20 protein-coding genes are annotated in these 24651 nt (G+C 58.7%); 12 read left to right on the top strand and 8 right to left on the bottom strand.

What is annotated here, in order from left to right:
• Positions 1-100: 100 nt before the first annotated feature.
• The 5 genes from PSH97_RS03540 to PSH97_RS03560 form a co-directional block, all read right to left on the bottom strand.
• Positions 101-2911 (bottom strand): FAD-binding and (Fe-S)-binding domain-containing protein, encoded by a 2811-nt coding sequence (locus PSH97_RS03540; RefSeq protein WP_305448133.1) that lies wholly within the window; start codon positions 2909-2911, stop codon positions 101-103.
• Entirely contained in the window at positions 2908-3579 is a 672-nt protein-coding gene (locus tag PSH97_RS03545) for a LutC/YkgG family protein (protein WP_305448134.1), read from the bottom strand. The genes PSH97_RS03540 and PSH97_RS03545 overlap by 4 nt, the downstream gene beginning before the upstream one ends.
• Positions 3579-5033, bottom strand: coding sequence for a LutB/LldF family L-lactate oxidation iron-sulfur protein (locus PSH97_RS03550; protein ID WP_305448135.1), 1455 nt, complete (start codon positions 5031-5033; stop codon positions 3579-3581). The genes PSH97_RS03545 and PSH97_RS03550 overlap by 1 nt, the downstream gene beginning before the upstream one ends.
• Positions 5030-5854: a (Fe-S)-binding protein gene (locus tag PSH97_RS03555; RefSeq protein ID WP_018929467.1), complete on the bottom strand. Its 825-nt coding sequence runs from the start codon at positions 5852-5854 to the stop codon at positions 5030-5032. Before PSH97_RS03555 ends, PSH97_RS03550 begins: the two co-directional genes overlap by 4 nt.
• Positions 5855-6005: 151 nt before the next feature.
• Positions 6006-7697: a lactate permease LctP family transporter gene (locus PSH97_RS03560; RefSeq protein WP_305448136.1), complete on the bottom strand. Its 1692-nt coding sequence runs from the start codon at positions 7695-7697 to the stop codon at positions 6006-6008.
• A gap of 262 nt (positions 7698-7959) precedes the next feature.
• Here PSH97_RS03560 and PSH97_RS03565 point away from each other — a divergent pair, with 262 nt between their 5' ends.
• A complete protein-coding gene (locus tag PSH97_RS03565) occupies positions 7960-8727 on the top strand; it encodes a GntR family transcriptional regulator (RefSeq protein ID WP_305448137.1) in 768 nt (255 codons plus the stop codon).
• Positions 8728-8779: 52 nt separating this feature from the next.
• Here PSH97_RS03565 and smpB read toward each other — a convergent pair whose 3' ends face one another.
• Positions 8780-9262 (bottom strand): SsrA-binding protein SmpB, encoded by a 483-nt coding sequence (smpB, locus tag PSH97_RS03570; RefSeq protein WP_007900551.1) that lies wholly within the window; start codon positions 9260-9262, stop codon positions 8780-8782.
• 117 nt (positions 9263-9379) lie between these two features.
• Between smpB and PSH97_RS03575 the strand changes: the two genes are divergently transcribed.
• From PSH97_RS03575 to PSH97_RS03585, 3 genes are read left to right on the top strand one after another with little or no spacing between them, the layout of a single operon-like run.
• A complete protein-coding gene (locus PSH97_RS03575; RefSeq protein ID WP_305448138.1) occupies positions 9380-10783 on the top strand; it encodes a sodium-dependent transporter in 1404 nt (467 codons plus the stop codon).
• A gap of 7 nt (positions 10784-10790) precedes the next feature.
• Positions 10791-11225, top strand: a complete 435-nt coding sequence (locus PSH97_RS03580) for a type II toxin-antitoxin system RatA family toxin (RefSeq protein WP_305448139.1) — start codon at positions 10791-10793, stop codon at positions 11223-11225.
• On the top strand, positions 11218-11532 hold the full coding sequence (locus PSH97_RS03585) for an RnfH family protein (protein ID WP_305448140.1): 315 nt from the start codon (positions 11218-11220) through the stop codon (positions 11530-11532). Before PSH97_RS03580 ends, PSH97_RS03585 begins: the two co-directional genes overlap by 8 nt.
• A gap of 61 nt (positions 11533-11593) precedes the next feature.
• On the opposite strand, the gene PSH97_RS03590 is transcribed toward PSH97_RS03585, so the two are convergent.
• Positions 11594-12121: an outer membrane protein assembly factor BamE gene (locus PSH97_RS03590; RefSeq protein WP_305448141.1), complete on the bottom strand. Its 528-nt coding sequence runs from the start codon at positions 12119-12121 to the stop codon at positions 11594-11596.
• A 97-nt stretch (positions 12122-12218) separates the two neighbouring features.
• On the opposite strand from PSH97_RS03590, the gene fur reads away from it, so the two are divergent.
• Positions 12219-12623, top strand: coding sequence for a ferric iron uptake transcriptional regulator (gene fur, locus PSH97_RS03595; RefSeq protein WP_003197684.1), 405 nt, complete (start codon positions 12219-12221; stop codon positions 12621-12623).
• 75 nt (positions 12624-12698) lie between these two features.
• Here the strand turns inward: fur and recN are convergent, their stop codons facing one another.
• Positions 12699-14372, bottom strand: a complete 1674-nt coding sequence (gene recN / locus PSH97_RS03600; protein WP_305448142.1) for a DNA repair protein RecN — start codon at positions 14370-14372, stop codon at positions 12699-12701.
• 241 nt (positions 14373-14613) lie between these two features.
• On the opposite strand from recN, the gene grpE reads away from it, so the two are divergent.
• From grpE to greA, 7 genes are all read left to right on the top strand, one after another.
• Positions 14614-15180, top strand: coding sequence for a nucleotide exchange factor GrpE (grpE, locus tag PSH97_RS03605; RefSeq protein ID WP_105339999.1), 567 nt, complete (start codon positions 14614-14616; stop codon positions 15178-15180).
• Between the two features lie 102 nt (positions 15181-15282).
• Entirely contained in the window at positions 15283-17199 is a 1917-nt protein-coding gene (dnaK, locus tag PSH97_RS03610; RefSeq protein ID WP_305448143.1) for a molecular chaperone DnaK, read from the top strand.
• A 297-nt stretch (positions 17200-17496) separates the two neighbouring features.
• Complete coding sequence (dnaJ, locus tag PSH97_RS03615; RefSeq protein WP_007900528.1) at positions 17497-18621, top strand: molecular chaperone DnaJ; 1125 nt, start codon at positions 17497-17499, stop codon at positions 18619-18621.
• Between the two features lie 9 nt (positions 18622-18630).
• Positions 18631-19437, top strand: a complete 807-nt coding sequence (gene dapB / locus PSH97_RS03620; protein WP_305448144.1) for a 4-hydroxy-tetrahydrodipicolinate reductase — start codon at positions 18631-18633, stop codon at positions 19435-19437.
• A 259-nt stretch (positions 19438-19696) separates the two neighbouring features.
• Positions 19697-20833, top strand: coding sequence for a glutamine-hydrolyzing carbamoyl-phosphate synthase small subunit (carA, locus tag PSH97_RS03625; protein ID WP_305448145.1), 1137 nt, complete (start codon positions 19697-19699; stop codon positions 20831-20833).
• Positions 20834-20950: 117 nt separating this feature from the next.
• On the top strand, positions 20951-24172 hold the full coding sequence (gene carB / locus PSH97_RS03630; protein ID WP_305448146.1) for a carbamoyl-phosphate synthase large subunit: 3222 nt from the start codon (positions 20951-20953) through the stop codon (positions 24170-24172).
• Positions 24169-24645 (top strand): transcription elongation factor GreA, encoded by a 477-nt coding sequence (gene greA, locus PSH97_RS03635; RefSeq protein WP_205890899.1) that lies wholly within the window; start codon positions 24169-24171, stop codon positions 24643-24645. The genes carB and greA overlap by 4 nt, the downstream gene beginning before the upstream one ends.
• The last annotated feature ends 6 nt before the right edge of the window (positions 24646-24651 follow it).

Genomic DNA, 24651 nt, shown 5'->3' on the forward strand with positions numbered 1-24651 from the left:
ATCGCTGGCCATCAGGACGGGCTGCCAATTTTGGGAAAGGTCCCGCGTTTGCGGGACTTGATCAGTGGACTGCGACGGTGCGACAGGGTTCTATTTTTCTTCAGGTCGCCCTGGCTTGCGTCACTCGATCCACCAGATAAACCAGCCCGTGGTAGTCAATTCCACCATGTTGTGACAGACCAATCTCACAGGTGCGGCTGGTGGAAATCCCCTCGCTGCATTGCTGTACCGCGTCCTTGAGCGTGCGTAACGAATGGGCGTTCAATTCCGGGGTGGTGAAGCCCTTGTCACCGGCAAAACCGCAGCAGTGAATGCCTTCCGGAATGACCACGTTTTTACTGCATTTGCGCGCAAGATCGATCAGCGCCTGGCTCTCACCGAGATGCTGAGTGCTGCACGTGACGTGTACCGCGATCGGCGCTTCCTGGGGGGTGAAATCGAGACGATCCATCAAGTGAGTGCGAATGAAACGCACCGGGTCGTACAGGTCCAGTCGCACATCGCCCAAGTCCTGAACCAGCCGCAAGGTGCAGGGGCTGGTGTCGCAATAGATCGGGTCGAGCCCGCCGCGGCTGGCGTGCAGCAGTGCGCCGATCAGTTCTTGGCGCTTATGTTCGGCCTGTTCAGCGTAACCCTTGGAGGCGAATGGCTGACCGCAGCAGAGGTTGTCCTGATTGTCCGGAAAAACTACTTGGTAGCCGGCCTTTTCCAGCAGGCCACGGGTTTTGTCGTACAGCGACATTTGCTCTTTATCCCCGGCAGCCGGGCCCATCACCCGCGACACGCAGGCCGCCAGGTACACCACCCGAGGCCGCTCGTCCGACACCGTCGGGCTGAAGCGAATGGCTCTTTCCGGCTGCGGCATGGCGTTGGTCCATTGCGGAACCTGACCCTTGGACAAGCGCGTCAGCGATGCCGAAAGCTTCGCCAGACGCGGCGCTCCCAACAGCATCCGCGCACCGTTGGCCACATGCAGGGTGAAGCGCGCGCCTTGCAATGCGGTGGCGAAATTTCCTTCAATCCAGTTGGCGGTTTTCGTATGTGTTGCCTTATGGCCTCGGAGCTTTTTCACCAGCTCGCCGGTGTTGATTCCTACAGGGCAACGTTGTGCACACAGGCCTGTGGCGGCGCACGTTTCGATGCCTTGGTATTCGTAGGCCTGTTCCAGTTCGGCGGTGTCTGTGCCAGCGCGTTTCTTCGCCTGGATATCACGCCAGATCACGATGCGCTGGCGTGGGCTCAACGTCAGGCCTTTCGATGGGCACACCGGTTCGCAGAAACCGCATTCGATGCACTTATCCACAATCTCGTCGGCGGCGGGCAGCGGCTTCAGATGTTTGAGGTGGATCTGTGGGTCGTCGCTGAGTACGACGTCCGGGTTGAGAATGCCGTTAGGGTCAAGCAGACGTTTGAGCTGCCACATCAACTGATAAGCATCGCTGCCCCATTCCAGCTCGACGAAGGGCGCCATGTTGCGACCGGTGCCGTGTTCAGCCTTCAGCGAGCCGCCGAATTCAACGGCCACCAACTGCGCCACGTCGTCCATGAACGCCTGGTAGCGTGCGACTTCTTCCGCGCTGTTGAAGCCTTGGGTGAAGACAAAGTGCAGATTGCCTTCCAGGGCGTGTCCGAAAAGGATCGCTTCGTCGTAGTGATGTTTGTCGAACAGCTCGATCAGGCGATTCACACCGATGGCCAGTTGTTCCACCGGGAAGGTCACGTCTTCGATAATCACCGTGGTGCCGGTTTTGCGCACCGCGCCGACGGCGGGGAAGGTGTCCTTGCGGATCGCCCAGAGCCGGGCGTTTTCCACCGGGTCTTCGGTAAAGTCGACTTGTTTCTCTACCGGGAACCCAGTCAGTGACGCCATGATTTGCGCCAGTTGTTCCTGCAGCAAAGTGATCGATGCGGCGCGGGATTCGATCAGCAGGGCGCAGGCATTGGCCGACAGTTGTTGTACGAAAGCCGGCATGCCGGGCTTGTCCTGCACCGAGCGCAGGCTGCGACGGTCCAGCAGTTCGACGGCCGACACCGGTTGGCTTTTCAGTACGGTGACGGCGTTGCAGCAGGTTTCCACATCCGGGAACACGATCAGCGCCGACGCCTTGTTCGGATGATCAATCACTGTGTCGTAGGTCACCGCGCTGATGAACCCGAGCGTGCCTTCGGAGCCCACCAGCAAGTGGCTCAAGATATCCACAGGCTCGTCGAAATCCACCAGGGCATTGAGTGACAGCCCGGTGGTATTTTTCAGACGGTATTTGTGGCGAATTTTCGCAGCCAATTCGACATTGGCGCGGGTCTCGCGGCCCAATGTCGCCAGACGTTCCAGCAGCTCGGCATGGCTCTCACGGAAGGCCGCGACACTGGTGGCGTCTTCGGTATCGAGACGGCTGCCATCGGCCAGCACCAGACGAATCCCGGCCAGTGTGTGATAGGTGTTCTGCGCCGTGCCGCAGCACATGCCACTGGCATTGTTGGCGACGATGCCGCCGATTTTGCAGGCGTTGATCGACGCCGGGTCCGGACCGATCTTGCGGCCGAACGGTGTCAGCCAGGCGTTGGCCTGGGCGCCGATCACGCCTGGTTGCAGGCGGATTTGCATCCCCCGACCACGGATCTCGTGACCGTTCCAGTTATCTCCCAGCACGATCAGCACCGAATCGCTGATGGCCTGGCCAGACAGGCTGGTGCCGGCGGCGCGGAAGGTCACCGGGACTTTATCCCGTTGCGCCAGTTTGAGCAGCGCCACCACTTCATCTTCGGACTCGACGCGGATCACCAGTTTCGGAATCAGCCGGTAGAAACTGGCATCGGTGCCGAACGCCAAGGTCGACAACGGATCGTCGAACCGTCGCGTTTCAGGAATCAGTTGCTGTGTATCTCGCAGGAAAGCCGCCGGTAGACTCATTCGTCCTCCAAAATCAGAACCACCAGGTCTTTCGGGCCGTGAGCGCCGTAAGCCAGTACCTGCTCGATGTCGGCAGTCTTCGACGGACCGGACACCAGCAAGGCGTTGGTTGGCATACCTTGGGCCCATTCGAATTCCTGCTGCACCTGATAAAAGTTGTCGCGGATTTCACTGGCCTTGAGCAGGGCGAAATGCACTGGCGGCACCAGGCTCATCAGCCGCGGTTCTTCCCGCGTCGGCCAGATAATCAGGCTGCCTGTCGCGGCGATCGCGCCGAGGGTGGTGGTCAGGCTGGCCGGGGTGTCGTTGAACAACTCGGCTTTCCATTCCTCGACCGGACGGTCGTAGGCTTTGAGCGCTGGCAGGCCAGGATTTTTCGCCCAATGCTGAGTGATGCGTTGACCGTGGGGTGTCGTCGGCGCAATCAACAGGCTCGGCAACTGGCGATCCTGCAGCAGTTGCGCCAGCAATTCGGGCCATCCTTCGCCGGACGTCAGATGAATTTCGGTGTGCACCGCTTCCATCAGTTTGCGCAGTTGCGGGATGCGTTGCTCAGGCGTGTAGGTGTAGGGCTCGGTCAGCAGTTCGACATCGAAGTTGTCAGCCACCGGCGTGGTGCCCGTCAGACTGTTGCGCAATTTGGCGAGGATATTTTGCTTGGCGCTCATCAGCGGTCTCCCTGTTTGGCCAAATGCTCGCGGGCCATGTCATGCAGTGAGCGGGCGGCGGGTTTCGGTGCGCTGTGGTTCTGGGTCCATGGGCCGACATTGTTCGGCGTCAGCGCGCGCAGGCGAGTGGCGAAGAAGCCGAACAGGCGATAGAGCGTTGGCGAGCTGTTGAGCTTCGCCCAGGCATTCCAGATAAACCGCTCTTTGCGCGAGTACTTGCTGCCTTGGCCGCGCATGACTTGATGCGGGCTGTCCGGGGCTTTGACGTTCTCTTCCCGTAGGCGACGCAGCAAGGCGGGGATCGGAATTTTTACCGGGCAGACTTCACCGCAAGCACCACATAACGAAGACGCACTTGGGTGGTCGGGGACTTTTGCCAGGCCGACCATGTGCGGGGTGATGATTTTTCCGATAGGCCCAGGGTAAACCTCCCCATAGGCATGGCCGCCGATTCGGGTGTAGACCGGGCAATGATTCATACAGGCGCCGCAGCGGATGCAGTTCAGGGTCTGGCGCAATTCGCTGTCGGCAAATGCCTGGCTGCGACCGTTGTCGAGCAATACCAAGTGCACTTCCTGCGGGCCGTCGAGTTCATGTTCCTTGCGCGGGCCGGAGATCATGTTGACGTAGGTGGTGATCGGTTGGCCGAGGGCCGAACGGGTCAGCAGCGACAACAGCGGTACAACGTCCCGCAGGTTTTCGACGACTTTCTCGATGCCCGTGACGGCAATGTGTACGGGCGGCACGGTGGTCGACATGCGCCCGTTGCCTTCGTTTTCCACCAACAGCAAGGTGCCGGTTTCGGCCACGGCGAAGTTCACGCCGGAGACGCCGATGTCTGCTTCGAAGAATTTCTGTCGCAAGACTTTGCGACCGATCTGAATGAGTTGGTCAACGTCCTTGGTGTACTCCACGCCAAGTTTGTCGTGGAACAAGGACGCGACCTGACCGGCATTCTTGTGGATCGCCGGCATAATAATGTGTGAAGGCTTCTCGTGATCGAGCTGGACGATGAATTCGCCCATGTCCGACTCCAGGCATTCAATGCCTTGAGCCGCGAGGACATGGTTCATCTCCATCTCTTCGCTGACCATCGATTTGCCCTTGATCACTTGCCGCGCCTCGTGAGCGCGGATGATCGACAAGACGATGCCATTGGCCTCGTCCACCGTTTCCGCCCAGTGCACTGTCACACCGTTGCGGGTCAGGTTCTGTTCAAGCTGCTCGAGCAGGTCGGGCAACTTGGATAAAGCACGGGCGCGGACAGCATTGCCCAGCACTCGCAGATGTTCTCTTTCATGGGCATCGCTGAAGGACGCTGCCCGTTTGCTCATCAGTGAATCCATCGCGCTGCGAAAGTTGTTTCGCAGTTGCGTGTCAGCCAAAGCCTCGTGAGCCCGGGCGCGAAAATCCTCTTCTACGGCAACCGTAGGAATAATCGTGGAAGTGCTCATCGGGCACCTCCGGTACGCTGCCACAGGAAACTGGCCAGATGCTGACCGCGCAACGCTTCCTGCTGTTTCTCCAGCGAGCCGTTGATGTTCATCAGGCAACCGCAGTCGGCACTGAGTACCTTGTGCGCGCCGGACTCCTTCAACGCTCGGGTCTTGTCAGCCACCATCGCGCCGGAAATATCTGGCATACGGACGCTGAAAGTCCCACCAAAGCCACAGCATTCACTTTCGTGGCTGTGGTCGACTCGCTCCACGTTGCTCAGCTGCGCCAACAACTCACGGCCGTGCAGGTGGGTGTTCATTTCTCGGCGTGCCGAGCACGACGTGTGGAGCGCCACTTTGACCGGTTCGCCGCTGTCCTTGAGCTGGACCTTGCAGACAAACAGCAGAAACTCGGCCAACTCATAAGTCCGTGCCGCGAGGGCCTGGACCTGCTTCAGCGTTTGCGGCTCGTCCTTGAACAAGTCGGCGTAGTGCTCGCGCAACATGCCCGCGCAGGATCCCGACGGCACCACCACCGGATAATCACCGGCAAACAGCGCCAGCTGCGAGCGCGCCACGGTCCGGGCCTGTTCGGTGTAACCCGAGGTGTAGGCCGGTTGCCCGCAGCAACTTTGCCCTTGCGGGTATTCGACACGAATGCCTTCGCGTTCCAGCAGATGAATCGCGTCCATCCCGGCTTCGGGGTAGAACAAATCCACCACGCAGGTCCCGAACAGATAGACCCGTGACGGTTTCTCGCTGGGGTATTGCCGAGGCTCGGGCAGTGGCGGGGCGACACGGGTCGCGTTCGGCACTGCATTGTAAAAAAGCTCGCTCATCAGGCGTGTCTCCGGGTGGTCCCGGTTATCCGTCCGCTGAGGCTGCTGAATATAGAGAGGGAAGCTTTCAGCAGCCTTGCAGACCCGGTTGTGAATAGCTGACGCCGGGGGCGTAACCCGGCGTCGGTTTTTTCCGTGTGGCGTGTAGTTCTTAGTGCACCAGCATGCCGGTGAACCAGTAGGCTTGAGCCAAAGTGATCAGGCCGACGATTGTTGCAAAGAATAGGCTGTGCTTGAGGGTGAAGCGGAACAGATCCGATTCCTTGCCCACCAACCCGGTCGCGGCGCAGGCCACGGCGATCGATTGCGGCGAAATCATCTTGCCGGTCACACCGCCGCTGGTATTCGCCGCTACCAGTAAGGTGTCGTTGACGCCGATCTGGTGCGCGGTGGTTGCTTGCAGCGAACTGAACAGTGCGTTGGAGGAAGTATCGGAACCGGTCAGGAACACACCGAGCCAGCCGAGGAACGGCGAGAAGAACGGGAATGCCGCACCCGTACCTGCCAGTACCAGAGCCATGGTCGACGACATGCCCGAGTAGTTGGTGACGAAGGCAAAGGCCAGCACCATGCCGATGGACAGAATCGGCCAGCGCAGTTCGTAGACGGTCTCTTTAAAAGTGGTAAGACCAGTTTTGATATTGATCTTCAGCACCAGCATCGAGATCAGCGCGGAGAAGAAAATCGCCGTGCCGGTCGCGGAAACCGGATCGAGTTTGAACACCGCCGGAATCGCCGTCGGGGCAGTCACGATCGGCGCGACCTTGATCACCATTTGATCCAGATGCGGAATCGCGAAGTTGAACACCCAGCCATACATCGAGCCGCCAGCGGCAAACATCGCCTTGAACGGCTTCAGCGTCCAAATGGTGACCAATACGGTGAGGATCAGGAACGGCGACCAGGCTTTGAAAATTTCCCCCAGGCTGTAGGGCGAAGCCACGGTGGTGCGCGGTTGGCCGAAACCACCGGCGCTGGCCACCACGGAAGCCGAGACCGCGCCGACGATGTGTGCACCAGCGGCGCGTTTCGGCTGCCAGATTTTCAGGAATAGCGTCAGGGAAACCAGGCTGGCCAGCGCCGAGGTGATGTCCGGCAGTTCCGGGCCGATGAAGTTCGAGGTGAAGTACTGAGTGACGGCGAAGCTCAAACCGGCCACCAGTGCCGCTGGCCAGGTTTCCCGAACGCCGCGCAGGCCATCCATCATGAACACCAGCCAGAACGGCACGAACAGCGACAGCAATGGCAGTTGGCGACCGGTCATGGCGCCGATCTTGAACGCGTCGATGCCGGTGACTTGCCCGGCGACGATGATCGGAATCCCCAAGGCACCGAAGGCTACCGGCGCGGTGTTGGCGATCAGGCACAGGCCGGCGGCGTACAACGGGTTGAAGCCCAGTCCCACCAGCAGTGCAGCGGTAATCGCTACCGGTGCGCCGAAACCGGCTGCACCTTCCAGGAACGCGCCGAAGCAGAAGCCAATCAGCAGCACTTGCAGGCGTTGGTCATCGGTGATCGACAGCACTGAGCTGCGGATCACTTCGAACTGGCCACTTTTAACCGTCAGTTTGTAGAGGAACACCGCTGCCACGATGATCCAGGCAATCGGCCACAAGCCGTAGGCGAAGCCATATCCGGCTGCCGCGAAGGCCATATCGACCGGCATCTGGAACGCGAAGATTGCGACGGCAATCGACAGCGCGAGGGTAATGCTGCCGGCCACGTGGCCTTTGAGGCGGAACACGGCCAAAGCCAGGAAGAAAAATACGATGGGGATGACGGCCGCGAGTGCGGACACGCCGAGACTGCCGAGCGGGCTGTAGAGCTGTTGCCAGGTTTGCATATGGGGTGGCCCCTAATTGTTGTTGGTCAGGCACTGGTCAGCGTTCTTGGATAATTGGTAATACCAATTTACAATCGCTGTTGGCTAGGGTAAAAGCCTTGTATGCGGTGTGTCAATTTGCCGCCCTAAAACTTTTGTCGAATGAGCGGTGCAGAACGCATCTGATCTGTTCGATCAAACGTCGCCTGGTAGGTGCTGGCGCAGCGCCGATAGGCCAGAATAGAGAGCCCGGCGAGCCGCCGGGATCGTGGAGAATTGAGTGATGGGGTTTGATCAGATTCGGCAGCGCCGTTTGTCTGACGATATTGTCGAGCAACTCGAAGGGATGATTCTCGAGGGCACATTGAAGGCCGGCGAGCGCCTGCCGGCGGAGCGTGCGCTGGCCGAGCAGTTCGGCGTGTCACGCCCTTCGTTGCGCGAAGCGATCCAAAAACTGGCGGCCAAAGGTCTGCTGGTCAGCCGTCAGGGCGGTGGTAACTACGTAGTGGAATCTCTGGGTTCGACATTCAGTGATCCACTGTTGCATCTACTGGAAAGCAACCCCGAAGCCCAGCGCGATTTGCTGGAGTTTCGCCATACGCTGGAAGCATCTTGTGCTTACTACGCGGCAGTGCGCGCCACCGACGTGGACCGCGAGCGGCTGACTGCAGCTTTCGATGAATTGCAGGACTGCTACTCGCGCCATGATGAAGTGAGTCGGGCAGAAGAAGGCGCGGCGGATGCGAAATTTCATTTGGCGATCGCCGAGGCCAGTCATAACGCGGTATTGCTGCACACCATTCGCGGACTGTTCGACCTGCTCAAGCGCAACGTGGTGACCAACATCGGCGGTATGTACAAACAGCGCTCCGAAACCCGCGACATGTTGATTGCGCAGCACAGAGAATTGTATCTGGCGATTATCGAAGGCCGGGCAGAGCAGGCGCGGGAGGTTTCCAGTCGGCACATTTTGTATGTGCAGGAAGTGCTGGAAGAGGTGCGTCAGGAAGTGCAACGCGTGGCTCGGGCGGAGCGGCGCAAGGGGATGTAGTTCTGTAAACGATCGTTCCCACGCTCTGCGTGGGAACGATCAGGGTGGAAAATTAATCTTCCTTACCCTTGTTTCGCACCGCACGCTGCAACTCGCGACCGGCGTCGCGTTCGCGTTCGGTATCGCGCTTGTCGTATTCCTTCTTGCCCTTGCCCAGAGCGATCTCGCACTTGACCATGTGCTTGCTCCAGTACCAGGACAGGCATACGCAGGCGTAACCTTTTTGCTGTACGGCAGCGGCCAGCTTTTCCAGCTCGCGCCGGTTGAGCAGCAATTTTCGGGTGCGGGTCGGATCGGCGATGACGTGGGTGCTGGCAGTCATCAGCGGCGTAATGTGGCTGCCGAGCAGCCAGGCTTCGCCATCCTTGAGCAGCACGTAACTGTCAACCAGTTGTAGCTTGCTTGCCCGCAAACTTTTTACTTCCCAGCCGGCCAGGACCAGACCAGCCTCGAACTTATGCTCGATGAAGTAATCGTGTCGCGCCTTTTTGTTCTGCGCGATGGTCCCTGTTGGGTGTTTCTTCTGTTTAGCCATAGGGGCGGCATTATAGGGAGTTGCAAGCGAGTCGGCTACGGTATCGCTACGTGCTTGAGCAGGTTGATTGAATCCCGGACAATGCGGCCTCTTTTTGAACGCTTGGGCGTGATAACGATGTCGACAGACAAGGTTTCTGTCCACGGCAGTTGGGCTAGCCGCTGGGTCTTCATACTCGCCGCGACCGGTTCGGCCGTGGGGCTGGGTAGTATCTGGAAATTCCCTTACATGGTCGGCGTCTACGGTGGCGGAGCCTTCGTGCTGATGTTCCTGGCCTGTATCGCGCTGATCGGTATGCCCGTCATGCTGGCCGAAACACTGATCGGCCGCCGCGCACGGCAGAGCCCGGCCAATGCCTTGAAGGTCTTGGCGCTGGAAGCGGGGCATTCGGCGAAATGGTCCTGGGGCGCATTTGCCGGGATGATCACGGCGTTGCTGATTCTGTCTTTCTATAGTGTGGTCGGCGGCTGGTCGCTGGATTACATCATCGACATGGGCCGTGGTGACTTCCAGGGTGTGACGCCTGATCAGGTCGGGGCTTATTTCGGCAATGTGATCGCCGACCCGTGGCGCCTGACACTTTGGCATACGATTTTCATGCTGCTGTCTGCAGTGGTGATCGCCAAGGGCGTGGTCGCCGGGCTGGAGCGCAGCCTGCGGATCATGATGCCACTGCTGTTCGTGATGGTGATTGTCCTGCTGGGCTACAGCATGACCACCGGCCACTTCATGGAAGGCGTGCATTTCATGTTCGACTTCCACCCGGAAAAAGTCCTCGACGGCTTGCTGCCCGCCATGGGCCACGCGTTCTTCTCGCTGAGCGTGGGCGTCGGTTCGATCATGATCTACGGTGCCTACATGCCGAAAAACTCATCGATTTCTGGCACCGTCGTGGGCGTGGCACTGCTCGATACGTTCGTTTCGCTGGTGGCCGGTCTGGCATTGTTTCCGATTGTGTTCGCTGCCGGCCTGAACCCGAGCGAAGGCCCTGGCCTGATGTTCGTCAGCCTGCCATTTGCCTTTGGCAACGTAGTGTTCGGTCAGTTGATGGGCGTAGTGTTCTTCGTGCTGGTCGCAATTGCAGCCTGGAGTTCGGCGATTTCCCTGCTCGAGCCGATGGTGGCTTACCTGGTTGAGCGCACGAAGATCAGCCGCGCCTGGGTCACCTTCTGGTTGGCATTCATTTGCTGGTTCGTCGGTTTGGGCACCGTGTTTTCCTTCAATATCTGGAAGCAAGCCAAGTTTTTCGTGAACGAAGGCGGGATGTTCCACCTCTATCAATGGGGAGCCGCCGGTGGTCTGGACTTCTTTGGTGTGATCGATTTCTTCACCTCGCGGATCATGTTGCCACTCGGTGGTTTGTGTTTCGTGGTGTTTGCGGGCTGGGTGATGGGGCGTGAAGCGGTGCGCGACGAATTGTCGATCCGCCGTCCGGTGCTGTTCGCCCTGTCCCTGTTCTTGATGCGCTATGTGGCGCCCATCGGCATTCTTGTAGTGTTTGCCGCCCAGCTGTGGAAGTAACGCTGACATGACGACACACATTCAACGTTCAGCCCTGCTGCCGTATCCGGCACAAGCGCTTTATGACTTGGTCAACGACGTGGCCCGCTATCCGGAATTTCTGCCGTGGTGCTCGTCGGCAGAAGTCCTGGAAAGCACTCCTGGGCTTATGCGTGCCAGCGTCGGTGTGGCCAAGGGGGGGCTGAGTCAGCATTTCGTGACGCGTAACACCTTGGTGCCCGGGCATTCGATCGAAATGAACCTCGAGGAAGGTCCGTTCAGCCAGTTGCACGGCATCTGGGTGTTCAAGCCATTGGGCGAGAAGGCCTGCAAGATCAGTCTGGACTTGTCGTTCGACTACTCGGGACCGCTGGTTCGTGCGACGTTGGGGCCTTTGTTCAATCAGGCGGCGAATACGCTGATGGACGCGTTTTGCCAGCGTGCGAAACAGAAGCATGGTTGAGGCTGTGATCGAGGTCGAGGTGGTGTATGCCGCCGTTGATCGTCAGGTGTTGTTGACCGTAATCGTGCCGATGGGTGCAACGGTACGGGATGCGTTGTTCAAATCCGGCTTGAGCAGCGAATTCCCTGAGCTGGATCTGGCCAGTTGTCCGGTTGGAGTTTTTGGCAAAGTGGTTGCTGAGCCGGCCATTCGTTTGGTTCAGGCGGGGGATCGCATCGAGGTTTACCGGCCGTTGCTTGCCGATCCGAAAGAGGTTCGCCGGTTGCGTGCAGCCAAAGCGGCCGAAGCCAAAGCCCGGAATCAGTGATCCGGTTAAACGCCAGACGATAAAAAACCCGGACATGCCGGGTTTTTTATTGCGCTGCAAATTATTGCGGCGAGGTTTCCAGCGGTTCTGGCGTCGGGACTGGAACGGTTTCCACGTTGTCCACGTCCTTCTGGATCTGGTCCAGCAACGACCCTGGCTTGACCGGTTTTTCCGGCTTCGGCTTCTCGGCGTTTTCGGCAGACGTGGTCACGGTAGTGTCACTGTCCTTGCCGAGAATGGCTTCGTCGCGACTCACGCCTGGCATGAAATCGCCAGAGAGGCTGACAAGTTGATCATTTGGGTTGAAGATAACGCTAATGCGTTCCTGTTGGCGTTCACCGCCACCCGGTTGCAGGCTGTACAGATAATCCCAGCGATCGGCATGGAACGTGTCGGTCAGCAGAGGGTTACCCATGATAAACCGTACTTGCCGGCGGGTCATTCCCGGGCGTAACTGGTCTATCATGTCCTGCGTGACGACATTGCCCTGCTGGATGTCGATTTTGTAAACCCCGGGGAATGAACAACCGGCGAGTGCGAGCAGTCCCACAAAGGTGAAACTGGTTAGCAAGAGCTTGGTGTTTTGCATCGGTGGGCGACTTCCACTATCTTGGCTGGGACAACGTAAACGCCGATCATACCCGCATTAAGAGAAGCTGCGAAGCAGCATCGCGAGAAAGCTGACCATGGTTGAAAATAGCGAACTACGCAAAGCCGGCCTCAAAGTGACCCTTCCACGGGTCAAAATTCTGCAAATGCTCGATTCCGCCGAGCAACGCCACATGAGTGCCGAGGATGTCTACAAGGCGCTGATGGAGGCTGGTGAGGATGTCGGTCTGGCCACGGTTTACCGTGTTCTGACCCAGTTCGAGGCAGCTGGCCTGGTGGTGCGGCACAACTTCGACGGAGGCCATGCGGTCTTCGAGCTGGACGACGGCAAGCATCACGACCATATGGTCAACGTCGAGACCAGCGAAGTGATCGAATTCTTCGACGAAGAAATCGAGCGGTTGCAGAAAGCAATCGTCGACAAGTATGGCTTCGAGATGGTTGATCACAATCTTGTACTGTACGTGCGCAAGAAAAAGTAAGCATGTCGCGCGAACCTCAGGTTCGCGAAACGAGCGAAGGCGACCCCAGGGTCGCCTTCGTGCTTTCTGCCGTTCTTAAATTTTCGCGGTAACGACCATCTTTTTCGCGTGAGCCAATGATTCTTTGGTGAGATCGATGCCGCCGAGCATCCGTGCCACTTCTTCGACACGATCGGTCTTGCTTAGTTTGGAGACGGCTGTATGCGTGGCGTCTTCACGGCGGACCTTGTGTACAAATAGATGTTGATGCCCCTGCGCCGCCACTTGCGGCAAGTGAGTCACTGTCAGAACCTGCCCACGCTCCCCTAGGCGTCGCAGCAACTGGCCGACAATCTCGGCGGTCGGGCCGCCGATACCCACGTCCACTTCGTCGAACACCAGGGTCGGTACGCGCGAGGTCTGTGCGGTGATCACCTGAATCGCCAGGCTGATACGCGACAGTTCGCCACCCGAAGCCACTTTTGCCAGGGCTTTCAAGGGTTGCCCTGGGTTGGCACTCACCAGTAGTTCTACCTGTTCGAGCCCATTAGGCAACAGTTCGTCGCTGCTGTTGGGGCGCAGTTCGATGGTAAAGCGGCCGCCGGGCATACCCAGGCGCTGGATCTCCTGTTCCACGGCACTGGCCAGGCTGCTAGAGGCTTGATACCGCAGATCGCTCAGCTCCCGAGCCTTCTCCTGATAATGGCGGGCATAGGAGGCCAACTCATCGCTCAGTCGTTCGATGGATTCGTCATTGGCATTCAGGGTTTCGATTTCATCAAGTAGCTTCTGCTGCATCTCGGCGACTTCGGTTGGCTGGATGCGGTGTTTGCGTGCCAAGGTGTAAATGGCATCGAGGCGCTCCTCCAGGTATTGAAGGCGGGCCGGATCGGCATCGAAGTTGTCGAGAAAGCGGTTCAGCTCGCCTACGGCTTCTTCAACCTGAATCTGCGCGCTGGTCAGCAGGCTGCTGGCTTCGCCCAGGGCTCCGATTGAATTGTTCACGCTCGATAGGCGGTTAAGGCTGGCGGTTAGCGCGTTCAGTACGTTGCCGGAATCACTTTCGCTGCATTGTTCGACCACTTGCCGACAAATGCCTAGCAAGGTTTCGGCGTTGGTCAGGTTCTTGTGTTCCTGTTCCAGCTGCTCCAGCTCGTTTTCGCCGAGGCCGAGGTTTTCCAGTTCTTCGAGTTGGTAACTGAGCAACTGATGACGGGCGCGTTGTTCGTCGCCGGAGTTGGAAAGGCGTTCCAGTTCCTGGCGGGTCTGGCGCCAGCGTTGGGCGGCCAGTTGCACCTGGCGGGCCAGGTCCGTGGCGCCGGCGTATTCGTCGAGCAGACGGCGGTGAGTATCGGTTTTGAGCAGGGATTGGTGTTCGTGCTGGCTATGGATATCGATCAGCAACTCGCCCAGGGCCTTCAGGTCGCCGAGGGGGCAGGGGGTGCCGTTGATATAGCCGCGGGAGCGCCCTTCGGCGGTGATTACTCGACGCAGAATGCATGGGCCGTCGTTCTCGAGGTCGCGCTCGGCCAGCCAGGCACTGGCCTCCGGAATGTCGATCAGGTCGAAGGTGGCCAGGATATCGGCCTTGTCGGCGCCCGGGCGGACCACGCCGCTGTCGGCGCGATCGCCCAGGGTCAGGCCCAGGGCGTCGAGCATGATCGACTTGCCGGCGCCGGTTTCCCCTGTGATGACGCTCATCCCGCGATCGAGTTCGAGATCGAGATGTTCAACGATGGCGTAGTTGTGTACGGACAGGTGCACCAGCATGAAGGCCGCTCCCAGGCTTTAGGTCTGGTTATTTATACAGTGTTTTGTTTCCGGCTGACAATGCCCTTTCTTAGGTCGATTTGCTTGCATTAAAGAAATCCTTAGTGCGCCTGGGAATGACAATGCAGCTGTTTTTTGTAGGGTTAATCATCGGATAGCCCTTGAAGCTGAATTTTGCGGCCCCATATACCGGGGCAGAAGCGTGAGTTGAGCTCGCGGACGATATTGGAAGGAGAAAACTATGGCTGACGAACAGACAGTGGATACGCAAAATCTAGACGCCAACCAGGGGCCCGAGGCTTCGGGTGAAGACCTGGCGGCTCGTGTGCAAGTGCTCGAAGAGCAATTGGCTGGTGCGCAAGATCAGGCTTTGCGTGTAGCCGCCGATCTGCAGAACGTCCGCCGTCGTGCCGATCAGGACGTTGAAAAGGCGCACAAGTTCGCCTTGGAAAAATTCGCAGGCGACCTGCTGCCGATCATCGACAGCCTGGAGCGTGGCCTGGAGCTGTCCAGCCCTGATGACGAAAACATTCGTTCGATGCGCGAAGGGATCGAGCTGACCCTGAAAATGTTCCAGGACACCCTGAAACGCTATCACCTGGAAGCGATCGATCCTGAAGGCGAACCCTTCAATGCCTTGCATCATCAGGCAATGGCCATGCAGGAAAGCGCCGACGTCGAGCCAAACAGCGTGCTCAAAGTGTTTCAGAAGGGCTACCAGCTCCACGGTCGTCTGTTGCGCCCGGCCATGGTCGTGGTCAGCAAGGCGCCTGCGCCGGTTTCGCCTTCGATTGACGAGCAGGCTTGAAATTAGCCGCAAGGCCCCCATTTAGAAGTCAAGCGTTTAAGTGCTACCGCAGTCAGCCACCACTGTTGCGGCATCCAAATCCAAAGTTTCGGGAGAGTGAACATGGGCAAAATTATCGGTATCGACCTGGGGACTACCAACTCCTGCGTCTCCGTGCTGGAAAACGGCAAGGCCAAGGTTATTGAAAACGCTGAAGGCGCGCGTACCACGCCGTCGATCATCGCTTATGCCAACGATGGCGAAATCCTGGTTGGCCAGTCGGCCAAGCGTCAGGCAGTGACCAATCCGCATAACACCCTGTACGCGGTGAAGCGTCTGATCGGTCGTCGTTTCGACGAAGAAGTCGTACAGAAAGACATCCAGATGGTCCCTTACAAGATCGTCAAGGCTGACAACAACGACGCCTGGGTTGAAGTCAATGGCCAGAAAATGGCACCGCCACAGATCTCGGCCGAAATTCTGAAGAAAATGAAGAAGACCGCCGAAGACTACCTCGGCGAGCCTGTGACCGAAGCGGTGATCACTGTTCCGGCCTACTTCAACGACAGCCAGCGTCAAGCCACCAAAGACGCCGGCCGCATCGCGGGCCTGGACGTTAAACGCATCATCAACGAACCGACCGCAGCCGCACTGGCCTACGGCATGGACAAGGCCAAGGGCGATCACACCGTGATCGTTTACGACCTGGGTGGCGGTACTTTCGACGTTTCCGTGATCGAAATCGCTGAAGTCGATGGCGAGCACCAGTTCGAAGTGTTGGCCACCAATGGCGACACCTTCCTGGGTGGTGAAGACTTTGACATTCGTCTGATCGACTACCTCGTCGACGAATTCAAGAAAGAAAGCGGCATGAACCTCAAGGGTGACCCGCTGGCCATGCAGCGCCTGAAAGAAGCCGCTGAAAAAGCCAAGATCGAACTGTCCTCGAGCCAGTCGACCGACGTGAACCTGCCTTACATCACCGCAGACGCTACCGGTCCTAAGCACTTGAACGTGAAAATCTCCCGCGCCAAGCTTGAAGCGCTGGTGGAAGACCTGGTTCAGCGCACCATCGAACCTTGCCGCATCGCGATGAAAGACGCCGGCATCGACGTGGCCAAGATCGACGACGTGATTCTGGTCGGCGGTCAGACCCGTATGCCAATGGTGCAGAAAGCCGTTTCCGACTTCTTCGGTAAAGAAGCTCGTAAAGACGTTAACCCGGACGAAGCCGTTGCCATGGGTGCTGCTATTCAGGGTGCGGTATTGGCTGGTGATGTGAAAGACGTTCTGCTGCTCGACGTCAGCCCGCTGACCCTGGGTATCGAAACCATGGGCGGCGTGATGACCGCGCTGATCGAGAAAAACACCACGATTCCTACCAAGAAATCGCAAGTGTTCTCGACTGCCGACGACAACCAGGGTGCAGTGACTATTCACGTGCTGCAAGGTGAGCGTAAGCAGGCTGCACAGAACAAGTCCCTGGGCAAGTTCGACCTGGCCGAGATTCCACCAGCACCACGTGGCGTGCCACAAATCGAAGTGACCTTCGACATCGACGCCAACGGCATCCTGCACGTCGGCGCGAAAGACAAGGCTACCGGCAAGACTCAGTCGATCGTGATCAAGGCCAACTCCGGTCTGTCCGAGGAAGAAATTCAGCAGATGGTTCGCGATGCTGAAGTGAACGCTGAAGAAGACCGCAAGTTCGAAGAGCTGGCCAGTGCCCGTAACCAGGGCGATGCCCTGGTTCACTCGACGCGCAAAATGATCGCTGACGCTGGCGATAAAGTGAGCCCTGAAGAGAAGACTGCAATCGAAGCAGCTGTGGTTGCCCTGGAAACCGCCATCAAAGGCGACGACAAGGCCGCTATCGAAGCCAAGGTTGAAGAGCTGTCCAAGGTTTCCGCGCCAGTGGCTCAGAAAATGTATGCCGACCAGGCTCAGCCAGCTGAAGGCGCGGCGCCGAAAGACGAATCGGCTGAAAAGACTGACGACGTTGTCGATGCCGAGTTCGAAGAAGTCAAAGACCACAAGTAAGTTGTTGGTCGCCCGGTTGACTGCCTTCAGGCGGTGACTGGTAGGATGTCGCCGCGCGGGAGCTTGCTCCCGCGTTGGCGTGTCTGGAGTAAGCGAATTTTTACAGCATGCGACAACGCTCGGATGTTGGCGGTATGACCGGAAATGCTCCTGCTTTTCGAGTCGAAAGTACTGCATCGAATCAAAGACCAGGATCGTTGAATTGACGTGAGTTGGGTCCGGGCCTGTATTGGGGCTCAACGAGTTTGGCGAGGCTCAGGAGAGCTTTGCCGAACGTCCTTAAGAGTGCAAAGACTTATGGCAAAGCGTGACTATTACGAAGTATTGGGTGTTGAACGTGGTTCAAGCGAAGCGGATCTGAAAAAGGCCTACCGTCGCCTGGCGATGAAGCACCACCCGGACCGTAATCCCGATGACAAAGCGTCGGAAGATATGTTCAAAGAGGCCAACGAGGCCTATGAAGTACTGTCCGATTCCAGCAAGCGCGCGGCCTATGACCAATACGGTCATGCCGGTGTCGACCCGAGCATGGGTGGCGGCGGTGCCGGGTTTGGCGGTCAGAACTTTTCCGACATCTTTGGCGATGTCTTCAGTGACTTCTTCGGTGGCGGTCGCGGCGGTGCTCGTGGCGGCGCTCAGCGCGGCAGCGACCTGCGTTACACCCTGGAGCTGAACCTGGAAGAGGCGGTGCGCGGCACGACCGTGAATATCCGCGTTCCGACACTGGTCAACTGCAAACCGTGCGATGGCTCGGGTGCCAAGAAAGGCTCCTCGCCGATCACTTGCCCGACGTGCGGCGGTATCGGTCAGGTGCGCATGCAGCAGGGCTTCTTCTCGGTGCAGCAGACCTGCCCACGCTGCCATGGCCAGGGCAAGATTATTTCCGACCCGTGCGATTCCTGCCACGGCGAAGGTCGTGTCGAAGAGTACAAGACCCTGTCGGTGAAAGTGCCGGCCGGTGTCGATACCGGTGACCGTATTCGCCTGTCTGGCGAAGGCGAGGCGGGTGCGCAGGGCGGCCCGACCGGCGACCTGTACGTGGTGATCAATGTGCGCGAGCACGCGATCTTCCAGCGTGACGGCAAGCACCTGTTCTGCGAAGTGCCAATCAGCTTCGTCGACGCAGCGCTGGGTGGCGAGCTGGAGATTCCGACCCTCGATGGTCGGGTCAAGCTGAAGATCCCTGAAGGGACTCAGACCGGTAAACAGTTCCGTGTTCGCGGCAAAGGCGTCGCGCCGGTTCGTGGTGGCGGTGCTGGTGACCTGATGTGCCGTGTGGCGGTCGAAACCCCGGTCAACCTGGGTCGTCGTCAGCGCGAATTGCTGGAGGAGTTGCGCAGCTCCCTGGCGGGCGACAACAGTCATTCGCCGAAAACCACCGGTTGGTTCGAAGGCGTGAAGCGCTTCTTCGGCGATTTGTAAGGAGTCGGCATGCGACGTATAGCTGTGATGGGCGCTGCCGGGCGCATGGGCAAGATTCTGGTCGAGGCGGTGCAGCAACGCGCACCGCTGACCGGCCTGACGGCCGCCATTGTGCGCCCTGGCAGCACGCTGATTGGCGTGGATGCCGGTGAGTTGGCATCGCTTGGGCGAATCGGTGTGCCGCTGTCCGGCAGGCTGGATGCGGTGGCCGATGAGTTTGATGTGTTGATCGACTTCACTCTGCCTGAAGTCATGCTGAAAAACCTGGAGTTCTGCCGCAAGGCGGGCAAGGCCATGGTGATCGGCACGACTGGATTGGATGCCGCGCAGAAGCAGTTGCTGGTCGAGGCGAGCGAAGATATTGCGATTGTATTTGCGGCCAATTTCAGTGTCGGTGTAAACCTGTCGCTGAAGCTGCTCGACATGGCGGCTCGTGTGCTGGGCGATGACGCTGATATCGAAATCATCGAAGCCCATCATAGGCACAAGATCGATGCGCCTTCAGGTACGGCTCTGCGCATGGGAGAGGTGATTGCCGGTGCGCTGGATCGTGATCTGCAGAAGGTTGCGGTCTATGGTCGTGAAGGTCACACCGGTGTGCGTGAGCGTGAAACGATCGGCTTCGCGACTGTGCGCGGTGGTGATGTGGTCGGTGATCATACGGTGTTGTTCGCCTGTGAGGGCGAGCGACTGGAGATTACGCACAAGGCATCCAGTCGCATGACCTTCGCGAAGGGCGCGGTACGTGCAGCTTTGTGGCTGGACGGTCGTGAGCCAGGCCTTTACGACATGCAAGACGTGCTCGACCTGCGGTAAGATGTGCCCGAAATCGGGTTCAAACATAGCGTTTGGGCCCGGTTTTAAACCGCCAAGCGACGTCCTGTCGCATTCTCCGGCCTTTAGGGCTCATTGGCGGTAGACCAAAAAAGCCTTTTTCTGTAAGCTACAGCTTTAGTGTGTCCACTAAAAGCGCGCAGAATAATTCGATGAAGAAGCGGGGTGACGTGTCCATACGTCACTCCGCTTTTTTACAACCTGCGATCGCCCTTTCAGGCTTTATTTACGGGAGGTCTTCTTGACTAAGCCAGCCATACTCGCCCTTGCTGATGGCAGCATTTTTCGCGGCGAAGCCATTGGAGCCGACGGTCAAACCGTTGGTGAGGTGGTGTTCAACACCGCAATGACCGGCTATCAGGAAATCCTTACCGATCCTTCCTACGCCCAACAGATCGTTACCCTGACTTACCCGCACATCGGCAACACCGGCACCACGCCGGAAGACGCCGAGTCCGACCGTGTCTGGGCCGCTGGCCTGGTCATCCGTGACCTGCCACTGGTTGCGAGCAACTGGCGCAACACGATGTCACTGTCCGACTACCTGAAAGCCAACAATGTGGTGGCAATCGCCGGTATCGACACCCGCCGCCTGACGCGCATCCTGCGTGAAAAAGGCGCGCAGAACGGCTGCATCATGGCCGGTGACAACATTTCCGAAGAAGCCGCCATCGCCGCCGCTCAGGGCTTCCCTGGCCTCAAAGGCATGGACCTGGCAAAAGTCGTCAGCACCAAGGAGAAGTACGAGTGGCGCTCGACTGTCTGGGATCTGAAAACCGACAGCCATGCGACCATTGAAGCCTCCGAGCTGCCATACCACGTGGTGGCCTACGACTACGGCGTCAAGCTGAACATCCTGCGCATGCTGGTCGAGCGCGGTTGCCGCGTGACCGTGGTGCCTGCACAGACTCCAGCCGCCGAAGCGCTGGCGCTGAAGCCGGACGGCGTGTTCCTGTCCAACGGCCCGGGTGACCCTGAGCCATGCGACTACGCGATCCAGGCGATTAAAGACGTGCTGGAAACCGAGATTCCGGTATTCGGCATCTGCCTCGGCCACCAGCTGCTGGCTCTGGCCTCCGGCGCCAAGACCCTGAAAATGGGCCATGGTCACCACGGTGCCAACCACCCGGTCCAGGATCTGGACAGCGGTGTGGTGATGATCACCAGCCAGAACCACGGTTTTGCGGTAGACGAAGCGACCCTGCCAGGCAACGTTCGGGCGATCCACAAATCGCTGTTCGACGGCACCCTGCAAGGCATCGAGCGTACCGACAAGAGCGCCTTCAGCTTCCAGGGTCACCCTGAAGCCAGCCCTGGCCCGAACGACGTAGCGCCATTGTTCGATCGCTTCATCAACGAGATGGCCAAGCGACGCTAATCGCTCGCCCTGATGTAGCGAAGCCTGGGGGCGGTCCCGAAACCGGCGGCCCCCTCAAGGCTTCAGAGATTGAACAAGACGGCTTGCCGACTGACCTGCGGATTTGAGTGACAACCCATGCCAAAACGTACAGACATTAAAAGCATCCTGATTCTCGGCGCTGGCCCGATCGTGATCGGCCAGGCCTGCGAATTCGACTACTCCGGCGCCCAGGCCTGTAAAGCCCTGCGCGAGGAGGGTTACCGCGTCATCCTGGTGAACTCCAACCCGGCGACCATCATGACCGACCCGGCCATGGCCGACGCCACCTACATCGAGCCGATCAAGTGGCAGACCGTTGCCAAGATCATCGAGAAAGAGCGTCCGGACGCACTGCTGCCGACCATGGGTGGCCAGACTGCCCTGAACTGCGCCCTGGACCTGGAGCGCGAAGGCGTTCTGGAGAAGTTCGGCGTAGAAATGATCGGTGCCAACGCTGACACCATCGACAAGGCCGAAGACCGTTCGCGCTTCGACAAGGCGATGAAATCCATCGGTCTGGACTGCCCGCGTTCGGGTATCGCCCACAGCATGGAAGAGGCCAACGCGGTTCTCGATCGCCTGGGCTTTCCGTGCATCATTCGTCCGTCCTTCACCATGGGTGGCACCGGTGGCGGTATCGCTTACAACCGTGAAGAGTTCGAAGAAATCTGCGCCCGCGGTCTGGACCTGTCGCCGACCAAAGAGCTGCTGATCGACGAATCGCTGATTGGCTGGAAAGAGTACGAGATGGAGGTTGTCCGCGATAAGAAGGACAACTGCATCATCGTCTGCTCCATCGAAAACTTCGACCCGATGGGCGTGCATACCGGTGACTCGATCACTGTTGCGCCAGCACAGACCCTGACCGACAAGGAATACCAGATCCTGCGTAACGCCTCCTTGGCGGTATTGCGCGAGATCGGCGTCGAGACCGGTGGTTCCAACGTCCAGTTCGGCATTTGCCCGAACACCGGTCGCATGGTCGTGATCGAGATGAACCCGCGGGTATCCCGTTCCTCGGCCCTGGCCTCGAAAGCCACCGGTTTCCCGATCGCCAAGGTCGCGGCGAAACTGGCCGTCGGTTACACCCTCGATGAGTTGTCGAACGACATCACCGGTGGCAAGACCCCGGCGTCCTTCGAGCCGTCCATCGACTACGTCGTCACCAAGCTGCCACGCTTCGCCTTCGAGAAATTCCCGAAAGCCGACGCGCGCCTGACCACTCAAATGAAGTCGGTCGGTGAAGTCATGGCCATCGGCCGGACCTTCCAGGAATCCTTGCAGAAAGCCCTGCGCGGTCTGGAAGTGGGCGTTTGCGGCCTGGACGAGAAGCTCGACCTGAGCAACCCGGAAAGCATGAGCATCCTCAAGCGCGAACTGACCGTGCCAGGCGCCGAGCGTATCTGGTACGTCGCTGACGCGTTCCGCGCCGGCCTGTCGGTCGAAGACATTTTCGGCATGAACATGATCGACCCGTGGTTCCTGGTGCAGATCGAAGATCTGATCAAGGAAGAAGAGAAGGTCAAGACCCTGGGTCTGGCCAGCATCGACCACGACTTGATGTTCCGCCTCAAGCGCAAAGGCTTCTCCGACATGCGTCTGGCCAAGCTGCTGGGCGTGACCGAGAAGGCTCTGCGTCGCCACCGTCACAAGCTGGAAATCTTCCCGGTCTACAAGCGCGTTGACACCTGCGCGGCCGAGTTCGCCACCGACACCGCTTACCTCTACTCGACGTACGAGGAAGAGTGCGAAGCCGCGCCGTCGGGCCGCGACAAAATCATGATCCTCGGCGGCGGTCCTAACCGTATCGGCCAGGGCATCGAGTTCGACTACTGCTGCGTACACGCGGCACTGGCCCTGCGCGAAGACGGTTACGAGACCATCATGGTCAACTGTAACCCGGAAACCGTTTCCACCGACTACGACACTTCCGATCGTCTGTATTTCGAGCCAGTGACCCTGGAAGACGTACTGGAAATCGTCCGCGTCGAGAAGCCTAAAGGCGTGATCGTCCAGTACGGCGGCCAAACCCCGTTGAAATTGGCGCGTGCCCTGGAAGAGGCCGGCGTGCCTATCATCGGCACCAGCCCTGACGCCATCGACCGTGCCGAAGACCGTGAGCGCTTCCAGCAAATGGTTGAGCGTCTGAACCTGCGTCAGCCGCCAAACGCCACCGTGCGCAGCGAAGACGAAGCGATTCGTGCTGCGGCCAAGATCGGTTACCCGCTGGTGGTTCGTCCGTCCTACGTACTGGGCGGTCGCGCGATGGAAATCGTCTACGAAGAAGAAGAGCTCAAGCGCTACCTGCGTGATGCGGTGAAAGTATCCAACGACAGCCCGGTGCTGCTCGATCACTTCCTCAATTGCGCGATTGAAATGGACGTGGATGCGGTCTGTGACGGCACCGACGTGGTGATCGGCGCGATCATGCAGCACATCGAGCAGGCCGGCGTTCACTCCGGTGACTCGGCATGCTCCCTGCCGCCGTACTCGCTGCCTGCTCACATCCAGGACGAGATGCGCGAACAGGTCAAGAAAATGGCTCTGGAATTGGGCGTTGTCGGCCTGATGAATGTTCAGTTGGCGCTGCAAGGCGAAGACATCTACGTCATCGAAGTCAACCCGCGCGCTTCCCGTACCGTACCGTTCGTGTCCAAGTGCATCGGTGTTTCCCTGGCAATGATCGCGGCTCGCGTGATGGCCGGTAAAACCCTGAAGGAAATCGGCTTCACCAAAGAAATCATTCCGAACTTCTACAGCGTGAAGGAGGCGGTGTTCCCATTCGCCAAATTCCCTGGCGTGGACCCGATCCTGGGCCCTGAGATGAAGTCCACCGGTGAAGTGATGGGTGTGGGCGATACTTTCGGCGAAGCCTTTGCCAAAGCCCAGATGGGTGCCAGCGAAGTGCTGCCGACTGGCGGTACTGCGTTCATCAGCGTGCGTGACGATGACAAGCCACTGGTTGCAGGCGTGGCCCGTGATCTGATCAACTTGGGCTTCGAAGTGGTCGCCACTGCCGGTACTGCCAAGCTCATCGAAGCCGCAGGCCTGAAAGTGCGTCGTGTGAACAAGGTGACCGAGGGTCGTCCGCACGTGGTCGACATGATCAAGAATGACGAAGTCACCCTGATCATCAACACCACCGAAGGTCGCCAGTCGATCGCCGATTCCTACTCCATTCGTCGTAATGCCTTGCAGCACAAGATCTACTGCACCACTACCATTGCTGCTGGCGAAGCTATCTGCGAAGCGCTGAAGTTCGGTCCCGAGAAGACCGTGCGCCGCTTGCAGGATCTACACGCAGGATTGAAGGCATGATCAAATACCCAATGACCGTCAAGGGCGCCAAGGCCCTGGAAGAAGAACACGCTCATCTGACCAAGGTCGTCCGTCCGAAGCTCAGCCAGGACATCGGTACGGCCCGTGAGTTGGGTGACTTGAAGGAAAACGCCGAATACCACGCTGCTCGCGAGCAGCAGGGGATGGTCGAGGCGCGGATTCGTGACATTGAAGGCCGCATGCAAAACGCTGTGGTCATCGACGTAACAACCATCGAGCACACCGGCAAGGTGATTTTCGGCACCACCGTCGAAATCGCCAACGTCGAGACCGATGAAAGCGTGACTTACCAGATCGTTGGTGAGGATGAAGCAGACATCAAACTGGGTAAGATCTCCGTCGGTTCGCCAATCGCCCGTGCCTTGATTGCCAAGGAAGAGGGTGATGTGGTCGCCGTGAAAACGCCAGGTGGCGTTATCGAGTACGAGATTGTCGAAGTTCGCCACCTCTGAAAGAAG

This window comes from Pseudomonas cucumis, from assembly GCF_030687935.1.
Classification (GTDB): Bacteria; Pseudomonadota; Gammaproteobacteria; order Pseudomonadales; family Pseudomonadaceae; genus Aquipseudomonas; species Aquipseudomonas cucumis.